Origin of the sequence: Streptomyces sp. F001, assembly GCF_004187715.1 — a bacterium.
Taxonomy (GTDB): Bacteria; Actinomycetota; Actinomycetes; order Streptomycetales; family Streptomycetaceae; genus Streptomyces; species Streptomyces flavusporus.
In genome coordinates this window covers 229,330-242,649 of record NZ_QZWF01000009.1, presented here as the reverse complement: position 1 = coordinate 242,649, position 13,320 = coordinate 229,330, and the positions used below count along the sequence as shown (strand labels likewise).

Annotated in this window: 5 protein-coding genes, 1 tRNA gene and 3 rRNA genes; 8 read left to right on the top strand and 1 reads right to left on the bottom strand. The window is 64.6% G+C overall.

Annotated features, from left to right (window positions below):
• Nucleotides 1-28: 28 nt before the first annotated feature.
• The 8 genes from thyX (at nt 29) to StrepF001_RS28825 (ending at nt 10,333) form a co-directional block, all read left to right on the top strand.
• A complete protein-coding gene (gene thyX, locus StrepF001_RS28865; RefSeq protein WP_129801130.1) occupies nt 29-787 on the top strand; it encodes an FAD-dependent thymidylate synthase in 759 nt (252 codons plus the stop codon).
• A gap of 214 nt (nt 788-1,001) precedes the next feature.
• On the top strand, nt 1,002-1,901 hold the full coding sequence (gene dapA, locus StrepF001_RS28860) for a 4-hydroxy-tetrahydrodipicolinate synthase (protein WP_129801129.1): 900 nt from the start codon (nt 1,002-1,004) through the stop codon (nt 1,899-1,901).
• 153 nt (nt 1,902-2,054) lie between these two features.
• Complete coding sequence (locus StrepF001_RS28855; protein WP_129801128.1) at nt 2,055-3,740, top strand: ribonuclease J; 1,686 nt, start codon at nt 2,055-2,057, stop codon at nt 3,738-3,740.
• A 505-nt stretch (nt 3,741-4,245) separates the two neighbouring features.
• Nucleotides 4,246-5,772, top strand: a 16S ribosomal RNA gene (locus tag StrepF001_RS28845).
• Between the two features lie 286 nt (nt 5,773-6,058).
• A 23S ribosomal RNA gene (locus tag StrepF001_RS28840) occupies nt 6,059-9,181 on the top strand.
• Between the two features lie 87 nt (nt 9,182-9,268).
• Nucleotides 9,269-9,385, top strand: a 5S ribosomal RNA gene (gene rrf / locus StrepF001_RS28835).
• Together the 16S, 23S and 5S rRNA genes form the textbook arrangement of a ribosomal RNA operon.
• Nucleotides 9,386-9,499: 114 nt before the next feature.
• Nucleotides 9,500-10,162: a DegT/DnrJ/EryC1/StrS family aminotransferase gene (locus StrepF001_RS28830; RefSeq protein ID WP_129801172.1), complete on the top strand. Its 663-nt coding sequence runs from the start codon at nt 9,500-9,502 to the stop codon at nt 10,160-10,162.
• 95 nt (nt 10,163-10,257) lie between these two features.
• A tRNA-Thr gene (locus StrepF001_RS28825) sits at nt 10,258-10,333 on the top strand.
• A 59-nt stretch (nt 10,334-10,392) separates the two neighbouring features.
• On the opposite strand, the gene StrepF001_RS28820 is transcribed toward StrepF001_RS28825, so the two are convergent.
• The gene (locus StrepF001_RS28820; protein WP_129801127.1) at nt 10,393-13,155 is read right to left on the bottom strand and encodes a SpoIIE family protein phosphatase; all 2,763 of its coding nucleotides are present in this window, start codon (nt 13,153-13,155) and stop codon (nt 10,393-10,395) included.
• Between the last annotated feature and the right edge of the window lie 165 nt (nt 13,156-13,320).

Genomic DNA, 13,320 nt, shown 5'->3' with positions numbered 1-13,320 from the left:
GAAGTGGATGGAAGGGACCCTCCAAGCCGTGACCGACACCCCCGCCGACGCACCCCAGGAAGCCCCGGATCTCAAGCCGAGCTTCCGCAGCGACGTCACCGTCGAGCTGGTCAAGCACACCGCCTCGGACGCCGACGTGCTGTTCGCCGCCCGCGTCTCGACCGCCGGCGAGCAGTCCCTGGACGAGCTGAACAAGGACCCGGAGCGCTCCAAGGGCCTGATCAACTACCTGATGCGGGATCGGCACGGCAGCCCCTTCGAGCACAACTCGATGACGTTCTTCATCAGCGCCCCGATCTTCGTCTTCCGCGAGTTCATGCGGCACCGCGTGGGCTGGTCGTACAACGAGGAGAGCGGCCGTTACCGCGAGCTCCAGCCGGTGTTCTACGTCCCCGACGAGTCCCGCAAGCTGGTCCAAGAGGGCCGCCCGGGCAAGTACCGGTTCGTCGAGGGCACTCAGGCCCAGCAGGAGCTGGTCGGCCGTGTCATGGAGGACTCGTACCGCCAGGCCTACGAGGCCTACCAGGAGATGCTCGCCGCCGGCGTCGCCCGCGAGGTCGCCCGCGCGGTCCTCCCGGTCGGCCTGTACTCCTCGATGTACGCCACGTGCAACGCCCGCTCGCTGATGCACTTCCTCGGCCTGCGCACCCAGCACGAGCTGGCCAAGGTCCCGTCCTTCCCGCAGCGTGAGATCGAGATGGTCGGCGAGAAGATGGAGGCCGAGTGGGCCGGCCTCATGCCGCTCACGCATGCCGCCTTCAACGCCAACGGCCGCGTGGCGCCGTAACGCACATGCGCTTCCCCGCTCGCCGAGCACAGATGTACGGACCAGCCGGGCGAAGTGTCCGTATTGCGGCATTTGGAGAAGTTCATCTAGCCTGATCAAACGGACCCGGCACTGCTTGAACCCCCGAGCAGGCAGTGCCGGGCTCCATCTTTGTCCTGACTTATCCGGCCCCCGAGGGCAGACCCCGCCGTGAGCAACGAGTAGCGTGTAACCCATGGCTCCGACCTCCACTCCGCAGACCCCCTTCGGGCGGGTCCTCACCGCCATGGTCACGCCCTTCACGGCGGACGGCGCACTTGACCTAGACGGCGCGCAGCGGCTCGCCACGCACCTGGTGGACGCAGGCAACGACGGCCTGATCATCAACGGCACCACCGGCGAGTCCCCCACCACGAGCGACGCGGAGAAATCGGACCTCGTACGAGTGGTCCTGGAGGCAGTGGGCGACCGCGCCCACATCGTCGCCGGTGTCGGCACCAACGACACCCACCACAGCATCGAGCTGGCCCGCGCCGCCGAGAAGACCGGCGCGCACGGCCTCCTCGTCGTCACGCCGTACTACAACAAGCCCCCGCAAGAAGGTCTCTACCAGCACTTCAAGGCCGTCGCCGACGCCACCGAGCTGCCGGTCATGCTGTACGACATTCCCGGCCGCAGCGGCGTCCCGATCAACACGGAGACGCTGGTCCGCCTCGCCGAGCACCCGCGGATCGTCGCCAACAAGGACGCCAAGGGCGACCTCGGCCGCGCAAGCTGGGCCATCGCCCGGTCAGGCCTCGCCTGGTACTCCGGCGACGACATGCTCAACCTGCCGCTGCTCTCCGTGGGCGCGGTCGGGTTCGTCTCCGTCGTCGGCCATGTCGTCACGCCCGAACTGCGCGAGCTCGTCGAGGCCTACACGACGGGCGATGTCCAGAAGGCCACCGAGATCCACCAGAAGCTGCTCCCGGTCTACACCGGCATGTTCCGCACCCAGGGCGTCATGACCACCAAGGCCGCCCTCGCCCTCCAGGGCCTGCCCGGCGGCCCCCTGCGTCCGCCCATGGTCGAACTCACGGCCCAGGAGATCGAGCAGCTCAAGATCGATCTTGCCGCCGGCGGGGTACAGCTCTGACATCAGACTTCGCCCGGCCGGGCGTGTACGGACTTCACAACTGAATACGCGGGCCACCGGTGCCTGCACCCCACAACGACAACTGCTTCTGCACGAACGTCACGCGCGCCACGTGCCCAACCGGTACGTGGCGCGCGTGGTGAGGAGAGTCTTTTGAGTCATCCGCATCCTGAACTCGGCCCGCCCCCGCCGCTCCCCGAAGGCGGCCTGCGGGTCACCCCGCTCGGCGGCCTCGGCGAGATCGGCCGGAACATGACGGTCTTCGAGTACGGCGGCCGCCTGCTGATCGTCGACTGCGGAGTGCTCTTCCCCGAGGAGGAGCAGCCCGGAATCGACCTGATCCTGCCGGACTTCACCTCCATCCGGGACCGCCTGGACGACATCGAGGGCATCGTCCTCACCCACGGCCACGAGGACCACATCGGCGGCGTCCCGTTCCTGCTCCGCGAGAAGCCGGACATCCCACTGATCGGCTCCAAGCTGACCCTCGCTCTCATCGAGGCCAAGCTTCAGGAACACCGCATCCGGCCGTACACCCTCGAGGTGGCGGAGGGGCACCGGGAGCGCATCGGCCCGTTCGACTGCGAGTTCGTCGCGGTCAACCACTCCATCCCCGACGCCCTGGCCGTGGCCATCCGCACCCCTGCGGGCATGGTCGTCCACACCGGCGACTTCAAGATGGACCAGCTCCCGCTGGACAACCGCCTCACCGACCTGCACGCCTTCGCGCGGCTGAGCGAGGAAGGCATCGACCTCCTCCTCAGCGACTCCACGAACGCCGAGGTCCCCGGCTTCACCCCGCACGAGCGCGACATCTCCAACGTCCTGCGCCAGGTCTTCGCGTCCGCCCGCAAGCGGATCATCGTGGCGAGCTTCGCCAGCCACGTCCACCGCATCCAGCAGATTCTGGACGCGGCCCACGAGTACGGCCGCAGGGTGGCCTTCGTCGGCCGCTCCATGGTCCGCAACATGGGCATCGCCAGAGACCTCGGCTACCTGAAGGTCCCCCCGGGCCTGGTGGTCGACGTCCGAACACTCGACGACCTGCCGGACAACGAGGTGGTCCTGGTCTGCACGGGCTCACAGGGCGAGCCGATGGCGGCCCTGTCCCGCATGGCCAACAGGGATCACCAGATCCGCATCGTCAACGGCGACACGGTCATCCTGGCGTCGTCCCTCATCCCCGGCAACGAGAACGCGGTCTACCGTGTCATCAACGGTCTCACCCGCTGGGGCGCCAACGTCGTCCACAAGGGCAACGCCAAGGTTCACGTCTCCGGCCACGCCTCGGCGGGCGAGCTCCTGTACTTCTACAACATCTGCAGGCCGCGCAACCTGATGCCGGTCCACGGCGAATGGCGCCACCTACGGGCCAACGCGGAACTCGGTGCCCTGACCGGTGTTCCCCACGACCGCATCGTGATCGCCGAGGACGGAGTCGCCGTCGACCTCATCGAGGGCAAGGCGAAGATCTCCGGCAAGGTCCAGGCGGGCTACGTGTACGTCGACGGCCTCTCGGTCGGCGACGTCGGCGAGCCGGCCCTCAAGGACCGCAGGATCCTGGGCGAAGAGGGCATCATCTCGGTCTTCGTCGTCATGGACTCGTCCACCGGCAAGATCACGGGCGGCCCGCATGTCCAGGCCCGCGGCTCGGGCATCGAGGACGCGGCCTTCGTCGATGTCATCCCGAAGATCACGGAGACACTCGAGCGCTCGGCCCAGGACGGCGTCGTCGAGCCCCACCAGCTGCAGCAACTCATCCGCCGCACGCTGGGCAAGTGGGTCTCCGACACGTATCGGCGCAGGCCGATGATCCTCCCGGTCGTCGTGGAGGTCTGACCCGGGTACGACCCCTCGTACGCGTGAACTGGGAGCGGGGCGCCTCGATTTGCATCGGGGCGCCCCGCTCCAGTACGTTTACGGCTCCGCCTCACGGGGAACCCGGCTGCTTCGCGCAACCGGAGACAGTCTCCGAGCGGGGTGGAAATTCCGACTCAGAATCTCTGATAAAGTCGGAGCCGCCGGAAAGGGAAACGCGAAAGCGGGAACCTGGAAAGCGCCGAGGAAATCGGATCGGGAAAAGATCTGATAGAGTCGGAAACGCAAGACCGAAGGGAAGCGCCCGGAGGAAAGCCCGAGAGGGTGAGTACGAAGGAAGCGTCCGTTCCTTGAGAACTCAACAGCGTGCCAAAAATCAACGCCAGATATGTTGATGCCCCGTCTCCGGCCGTCAGGCCGGGGCGAGGTTCCTTTGAAATAACACAGCGAGGACGCTGTGAACGGCCGGGCTTATTCCGCCCGGCTGTTCCGCTCTCGTGGTGTTGCACCGGATGACCGGTAAACATTCACGGAGAGTTTGATCCTGGCTCAGGACGAACGCTGGCGGCGTGCTTAACACATGCAAGTCGAACGATGAAGCCCTTCGGGGTGGATTAGTGGCGAACGGGTGAGTAACACGTGGGCAATCTGCCCTTCACTCTGGGACAAGCCCTGGAAACGGGGTCTAATACCGGATACGACCATCTTGGGCATCTTTGATGGTGGAAAGCTCCGGCGGTGAAGGATGGGCCCGCGGCCTATCAGCTTGTTGGTGAGGTAACGGCTCACCAAGGCGACGACGGGTAGCCGGCCTGAGAGGGCGACCGGCCACACTGGGACTGAGACACGGCCCAGACTCCTACGGGAGGCAGCAGTGGGGAATATTGCACAATGGGCGCAAGCCTGATGCAGCGACGCCGCGTGAGGGATGACGGCCTTCGGGTTGTAAACCTCTTTCAGCAGGGAAGAAGCGCAAGTGACGGTACCTGCAGAAGAAGCGCCGGCTAACTACGTGCCAGCAGCCGCGGTAATACGTAGGGCGCAAGCGTTGTCCGGAATTATTGGGCGTAAAGAGCTCGTAGGCGGCTTGTCACGTCGGGTGTGAAAGCCCGGGGCTTAACCCCGGGTCTGCATTCGATACGGGCTGGCTAGAGTGTGGTAGGGGAGATCGGAATTCCTGGTGTAGCGGTGAAATGCGCAGATATCAGGAGGAACAACCGGTGGCGAAGGCGGATCTCTGGGCCATTACTGACGCTGAGGAGCGAAAGCGTGGGGAGCGAACAGGATTAGATACCCTGGTAGTCCACGCCGTAAACGGTGGGAACTAGGTGTTGGCGACATTCCACGTCGTCGGTGCCGCAGCTAACGCATTAAGTTCCCCGCCTGGGGAGTACGGCCGCAAGGCTAAAACTCAAAGGAATTGACGGGGGCCCGCACAAGCGGCGGAGCATGTGGCTTAATTCGACGCAACGCGAAGAACCTTACCAAGGCTTGACATACACCGGAAACGTCTGGAGACAGGCGCCCCCTTGTGGTCGGTGTACAGGTGGTGCATGGCTGTCGTCAGCTCGTGTCGTGAGATGTTGGGTTAAGTCCCGCAACGAGCGCAACCCTTGTCCCGTGTTGCCAGCAGGCCCTTGTGGTGCTGGGGACTCACGGGAGACCGCCGGGGTCAACTCGGAGGAAGGTGGGGACGACGTCAAGTCATCATGCCCCTTATGTCTTGGGCTGCACACGTGCTACAATGGCCGGTACAATGAGCTGCGATACCGTGAGGTGGAGCGAATCTCAAAAAGCCGGTCTCAGTTCGGATTGGGGTCTGCAACTCGACCCCATGAAGTCGGAGTCGCTAGTAATCGCAGATCAGCAGTGCTGCGGTGAATACGTTCCCGGGCCTTGTACACACCGCCCGTCACGTCACGAAAGTCGGTAACACCCGAAGCCGGTGGCCCAACCCGTTCGCGGGAGGGAGCTGTCGAAGGTGGGACTGGCGATTGGGACGAAGTCGTAACAAGGTAGCCGTACCGGAAGGTGCGGCTGGATCACCTCCTTTCTAAGGAGCACTTCTGCCGCTTGCTTGGGGCCAGGCCACATCGGCGAACGTCCTGCGGTTGCTCATGGGTGGAACGTTGATTATTCGGCACGGTCAGGGGACGGAGCTAGTACTGCCGCAAGCGTGGAACGCTGATCTGGTCGGGGCTGCGGGCACGCTGTTGGGTGTCTGAGGGTGCGAGCGCTGCTCGTCCTTCGGATGCCGGCCCCGGTGAAGCATCACGTAGTGGTGTGTGACGGGTGGCTGGTCGTTGTTTGAGAACTGCACAGTGGACGCGAGCATCTGTGGCCAAGTTTTTAAGGGCGCACGGTGGATGCCTTGGCACCAGGAACCGATGAAGGACGTGGGAGGCCACGATAGGCCCCGGGGAGTCGTCAACCAGGCTTTGATCCGGGGGTGTCCGAATGGGGAAACCCGGCAGTCGTCATGGGCTGTCACCCATGCCTGAACACATAGGGCATGTGGAGGGAACGCGGGGAAGTGAAACATCTCAGTACCCGCAGGAAGAGAAAACAACCGTGATTCCGGGAGTAGTGGCGAGCGAAACCGGATGAGGCCAAACCGTATGCGTGTGAGACCCGGCAGGGGTTGCGCATGCGGGGTTGTGGGATCTCTCTTGACCGGTCTGCCGGCCGGTCGGCGAGTCAGAAACCGTTGATGTAGGCGAAGGACATGCGAAAGGTCCGGCGTAGAGGGTAAGACCCCCGTAGTCGAAACGTCAGCGGCTCGTCTGAGAGACACCCAAGTAGCACGGGGCCCGAGAAATCCCGTGTGAATCTGGCGGGACCACCCGCTAAGCCTAAATATTCCCTGGTGACCGATAGCGGATAGTACCGTGAGGGAATGGTGAAAAGTACCCCGGGAGGGGAGTGAAATAGTACCTGAAACCGTGTGCCTACAAGCCGTGGGAGCGTCGGAATGGAGCTTGCTTCATTCTCGTGACTGCGTGCCTTTTGAAGAATGAGCCTGCGAGTTTGCGGTGTGTTGCGAGGTTAACCCGGGTGGGGAAGCCGTAGCGAAAGCGAGTCCGAACAGGGCGGTAGAGTAGCGCGCTCAAGACCCGAAGCGGAGTGATCTAGCCATGGGCAGGTTGAAGCGGAGGTAAGACTTCGTGGAGGACCGAACCCACCAGGGTTGAAAACCTGGGGGATGACCTGTGGTTAGGGGTGAAAGGCCAATCAAACTCCGTGATAGCTGGTTCTCCCCGAAATGCATTTAGGTGCAGCGTCGTGTGTTTCTTGCCGGAGGTAGAGCACTGGATAGGCGATGGGCCCTACCGGGTTACTGACCTTAGCCAAACTCCGAATGCCGGTAAGTGAGAGCGCGGCAGTGAGACTGTGGGGGATAAGCTCCATGGTCGAGAGGGAAACAGCCCAGAGCATCGACTAAGGCCCCTAAGCGTACGCTAAGTGGGAAAGGATGTGGAGTCGCAGAGACAACCAGGAGGTTGGCTTAGAAGCAGCCACCCTTGAAAGAGTGCGTAATAGCTCACTGGTCAAGTGATTCCGCGCCGACAATGTAGCGGGGCTCAAGCGTACCGCCGAAGTCGTGTCATTGCAGTACATACTCCCAACGGAGACTGTGATGGGTAGGGGAGCGTCGTCTGCCGGGTGAAGCGGCCGCGTAAGCGAGTCGTGGACGGTTGACGAGTGAGAATGCAGGCATGAGTAGCGATACACACGTGAGAAACGTGTGCGCCGATTGACTAAGGGTTCCTGGGTCAAGCTGATCTGCCCAGGGTAAGTCGGGACCTAAGGCGAGGCCGACAGGCGTAGTCGATGGATAACCGGTTGATATTCCGGTACCCGCTGTGGAGCGTCAAACATCGAGCATCGTGATGCTAAGGCCGTGAAACCGCCGTGTGCGTCTTCGGACAAGCACGGAGTGGTGGAGCCGCCGGACCAAGCGGTTAGTAGGTGAGTGATGGGGTGACGCAGGAAGGTAGTCCATCCCGGGCGGTGGTTGTCCCGGGGTAAGGGTGTAGGCCGTGCGACAGGTAAATCCGTCGCACGTGTGGCTGAGACCTGATGCCGAGCCGATTGTGGTGAAGTGGATGATCCTATGCTGTCGAGAAAAGCCTCTAGCGAGTTTCATGGCGGCCCGTACCCTAAACCGACTCAGGTGGTCAGGTAGAGAATACCGAGGCGTTCGGGTGAACTATGGTTAAGGAACTCGGCAAAATGCCCCGTAACTTCGGGAGAAGGGGGGCCGCGCCCGGTGAAGAGACTTGCTCTCCGAGCTGGGGGTGGCCGCAGAGACCAGCGAGAAGCGACTGTTTACTAAAAACACAGGTCCGTGCGAAGCCGTAAGGCGATGTATACGGACTGACGCCTGCCCGGTGCTGGAACGTTAAGGGGACCGGTTAGCTCACCTTCGGGTGGGCGAAGCTGAGAACTTAAGCGCCAGTAAACGGCGGTGGTAACTATAACCATCCTAAGGTAGCGAAATTCCTTGTCGGGTAAGTTCCGACCTGCACGAATGGCGTAACGACTTCTCGACTGTCTCAACCATAGGCCCGGTGAAATTGCACTACGAGTAAAGATGCTCGTTTCGCGCAGCAGGACGGAAAGACCCCGGGAACTTTACTACAGTTTTTGATATTGGTGTTCGGTTCGGCTTGTGTAGGATAGCTGGGAGACTGTGAAGTCCACACGCCAGTGTGGGTGGAGTCGTCGTTGAAATACCAGTCTGGTCGTGCTGGATGTCTAACCTGGGTCCGTGATCCGGATCAGGGACAGTGTCTGATGGGTAGTTTAACTGGGGCGGTTGCCTCCCAAAGGGTAACGGAGGCGCCCAAAGGTTCCCTCAGCCTGGTTGGCAATCAGGTGTTGAGTGTAAGTGCACAAGGGAGCTTGACTGTGAGACCGACGGGTCGAGCAGGGACGAAAGTCGGGACTAGTGATCCGGCGGTGGCTTGTGGAAGCGCCGTCGCTCAACGGATAAAAGGTACCCCGGGATAACAGGCTGATCTTCCCCAAGAGTCCATATCGACGGGATGGTTTGGCACCTCGATGTCGGCTCGTCGCATCCTGGGGCTGGAGTCGGTCCCAAGGGTTGGGCTGTTCGCCCATTAAAGCGGTACGCGAGCTGGGTTTAGAACGTCGTGAGACAGTTCGGTCCCTATCCGCTGTGCGCGCAGGAGTCTTGAGAAGGGCTGTCCCTAGTACGAGAGGACCGGGACGGACGAACCTCTGGTGTGCCAGTTGTTCTGCCAAGGGCATGGCTGGTTGGCTACGTTCGGGAGGGATAACCGCTGAAAGCATCTAAGCGGGAAGCCTGCTTCGAGATGAGGACTCCCACCCACTAGATGGGGTAAGGCTCCCAGTAGACGACTGGGTTGATAGGCCGGATATGGAAGCCCCGCAAGGGGTGGAGTTGACCGGTACTAATAGGCCGAGGGCTTGTCCTCAGTTGCTCGCGTCCACTGTGTTGGTTCTGAAACCACGAACAGCCCCACGCCACCGCGCGTGGTGCGGCGTTCACAGTTTCACAGTGTTTCGGTGGTCATAGCGTGAGGGAAACGCCCGGTTACATTCCGAACCCGGAAGCTAAGCCTCACAGCGCCGATGGTACTGCAGGGGGGACCCTGTGGGAGAGTAGGACACCGCCGAACAAATCTTGAGTGGGTTGGACCCGGAACTTCCGTTCCGGGTCCAACCCTTTTTTGTTCTGTGTCACTTGAAGTTCACGTTGCGCAACCACGATCCGCAGCATGGGTACTGCTGCAATGCTCAGGGCCGCCGGCATCGGAGTCGGTGACGAGGTCATCGTGCCGGCCTTCGGGAACGTCGAGGTCTCGGAAGCCGTGGCTCTGGCCGGTGCGCTCCCGGTGTTCGCGGACATCGACCCGGTGTCGTACTGCCTGGACCCGTCGGCTGTCGAAGCGGTCGTAACTCCGCGTACCGCGGGGGTCGTTGCCGTACACCGCTTCGGTCGGCCGGCGGATGTGACGCGGCTGCACCGTGTTGGGCAGCGGCACGGGATTCTGGTGCTGGAGCAGGGGGAGTCCGAGTCGCCGTACGACGAGGTGGCTCAGCGACGGCAGCGGGCTGCTTATCTCGATGCCAAGTTGAAGGGTGTGTACACCCCTGATGGCGGTGTCGGGCACACCTATCAGCAGTACGTCGTGCGGGTGCCCGGGAACGGGCGGCCGGACCGGGACGCCTTCGCGCGGGCCGTGCGGGCCAGGGGCGTTGAGTGCCGGGTTCCGGTGAAAACTCCGGTGCATCGGCTGCCCGGGTTCCGGCAGTGCGTGTCCTTGCCGGAGACCGAGCGGGCGGCGGCAGAAACGCTTGCGCTGCCTGTGGAAGGGGCTTTGACGAAGCGGGACATGCAGCGGATCGTGTCCGCGTGCAATGCCCTGGGCGGCCTGTTGCAGCCAGCCCTCTGACCGGTCTTGTCTCGGGCGGTCGTGGTTGGGAGCACAGGCCTGTTCGGGGTATGATCTATTCCGTTGCCGCGAGGGAAACCTCGGCAAGGCGACCGGCCCCTATAGCTCAGTCGGCAGAGCGTCTCCATGGTAAGGAGAAGGTCAACGGTTCGATTCCGTTTGGGGGCTCCACTACAAAAGGCCTCCGCCCTTTCGGGCGGGGGCCTTTTGTTTGTTCAGGCGCTGTTCGGTCAGGCGCCGTTCAGACCGTTGTGGAGGCCAGGCACGCGCATGGCCAGGATCGCCATGTCGTCGGAGGGGGCGTCCGTGGCGAAGCGTTCCACGGCGCGCATGACGCGGGCCGCCACCGCGCCCGCCGTGAGGCCGGTGCAGGTGGTGAGGACGTCGGCGAGGCCGTCGTCGCCCAGCATGCGGGTGCCCTCGCGTCGTTCGGTGACGCCGTCCGTGACGCAGAGCAGAACGTCGCCAGGGTCGAGAATGACGGTCTGCTCGTAGAGGTCCAGGTCCTCCAGGACGCCGAGGAGCGGCTGGGGCTCGGCCGCGGTCTCGACCGTGCCGTCCTGGCGCAGGCGGAGCGGCAGCGGGTGTCCGGCGCACACCACCTTCAGCTCCGCGCTGCCGTCCTCCTGCGGGCGCATCTCGCCGTACAGGAGCGTCAGGAAGCGGCTGCGGGCGCCCTCGTCGAGGATCGCGGAGTTGAGGCGTTGCAGGACCGCCGGGCCGCTGAGGCCCTCGCGGGCCAGCAACCTCAGCGCATGGCGGGCCAAGCCCGTGACCGCCGCCGCGTTGGGGCCCGTACCGCAGACGTCGCCGATGGCGAAGCCGTAGGCACCGTCGCGGATGGGGAACAGGTCGTAGAAGTCGCCGCCGACCTCGTTGCCCTCGCCGGCCGCGCGGTAGATGACCTCGACCTCCACGCCACCGATCTCGGGGAGCTCGGGCGGCAGGAGGCTGCGCTGGAGGGACTGGCTGATGGCCACGCGCTCCGAGTAGAGACGGGCGTTGTCCAGGGCCAGGGCGGCTCTGCGGGACAGGTCCTCGGCCAGTTCCAGGATCTCCTGGCGGAAGTGTTCGTCGGTCGGCTTGCCCAGTGTCAACATGCCGATGACGCGGTTGCGGGCCACCAGGGGGAGGACGACCGTCTCGCCGCCCACGGCCGAGGCCGTTGCCAGGGTCGGACCGATTCCCCCGCTGACCGTGGCTGGTTCACCGAGGCCCAGGCTGCGCATGGACGTGCGCAGCGCTGCCTGGTGGGCGGCTTCCGCCGGGGCCGACCAGACGCGGGCGCCCGGGGTGGGGACCGGGTCGGGCGGGGCGATCTTCGACAGGAGGGACTTGATGCCGTCGATGAGTTCCTCGTCCTCATGCAGGACGTACGACAGATACGGCTCCGATGCCTGGTCGGCGATCGTGTAGACGGCGCACCAGGTGGCCAGTGTCGGGACCGTCATCTGGGCCATGAGGGCCAGTGTCTGGTCGCGGTCCAGGGTGCCGGCCAGGAGGTCGGAGGCCTCGACGAGGAAGCTGAGGGAGCCGCGGCGCAGGCGTTCGAGTTCACCCAGGCGGGCGGATTCGACGGCCAGGGCGATACGGTCGGCGGCGAACTGGAGGCGCAGGGCCTCCTCGTTGGAGTATCTGCCGGGCGCCTCCGCGGCGACGCCGAGGGAGCCGGTGAGGCGGCCTTCGACCTTCAGCGGGACCGTGACCACCGAGCGCATGCCGGTGCCGTTCAGTAGAGGTACCGCACCGGAGACCGCCGTGAGGTCGTCATGGACGGCCGGCATGCGGGCGGAGCCGTAGCGGCCGGGGCCCGCCTCGACGGGGACGCGGGCGAAGCGCTGGCGGGCGGAGGGCAGGCCCGTGGAGGCGCGGACCTCCAACTCCGTTTCGTCGTCGGTGGCGAGGAGCAGGAACGCGGAGTCGCCGTCGAGCATGTCGCGGGCGCGTTCCACCGTGCGCTGGAGGAGGCCGTCGAGGTCGTCCGGGGCGGGGGAGCCGATGAACACCTCGAAGGGGTCGGTGTTCTGGCCCTCCGAGGAGGTGCTCGTGTCGGATGCCGGCAGGCGCATCGGCGTCTGCAGGACGGCGCGTTCGTGGTCCCGTACGAGGAGGCAGACCGTGGAGGGCTCGCCGGCCGTGTCGCGGACGCGGAGGTGGGAGGCGTAGACGGGAATCACTCGCCCGTTCGCGTTGCGGATGCCGTAACTGCCTTCCCAACGGGAGAGTTGGAGGGCCTCCACGATGCCCGTGCTGGTGCCAGGCGTGTGCGGCCAGGCCGCGAGGTCGGTGAGGGGTTTTCCGGTGACCTGTTCCGCCTGGTAGCCGAACAGCTCCTCGGCGTCGTCGTTCCAGGCCGAGATGGAGCCGTTCCGGTCGATCTGGATGACCGCCACACGGACGCGGCCGTCGGCCAGCGGGAGCAGGTCGGCCGGGAGGGACGGGCCGGCGGTGCGGGTGCCCACCGCGCGCTCGGGGAGGTCGAGTTGGAACCAGACCTGTTTGTACGTCGGGGTGTACTCGACGCCCCAGCGGCTGGCCAGGGCCGCGCACAGCTGGAGGCCGCGGCCGCCCTCGCGGTCGGGGCTGCCCATGTTGACGGCCGAGCCCTGGAGTGGGACTTCGCGTTCGGGGTAGTGGTCGGCGACCTCGATGCGTACGCCGCCGTCGGTGCGCAGACACAGGACGTCCGCGGTCGTACCGGCGTGCACGACGGCGTTGGTGACCAGCTCGCTGGTGAGGACCACCGCGTCGTCCACGATGTCGGCGTAGCCCCAGCCCTGGAGTGTGTCGCGGACGAAGGAGCGGGCGGAGGCGACCGAGCGCCCGACGGGCTCGAAGCTGGCGGCCGCGCGCGCGGTGATCACAGAACTCCTCGACCTGCTTTCTACGTGCTGGGCCCCGTGGTCGACCGGCTCCCGTCGCGTTTGCGACGGCAGGCCGCTCGTCGGCCGGGGGTCCGGGGGCTGTCCCCCGGGAATCAGTCCGGTGGTCATGTGTGCGGCCGCCCCTCCGATGCCCGCTCGTTCTCGTGCCACCGCCCAGGCCGGACGGACCGGCGCGGCTGGACAGCCGCATGCAAGGTTACTTACCTTCGCCATCCATGCGTGTGCCGGTCTGCAGTGTTTCCGTCCGGAGGGTGTGCGGACGATGTGCGAAGC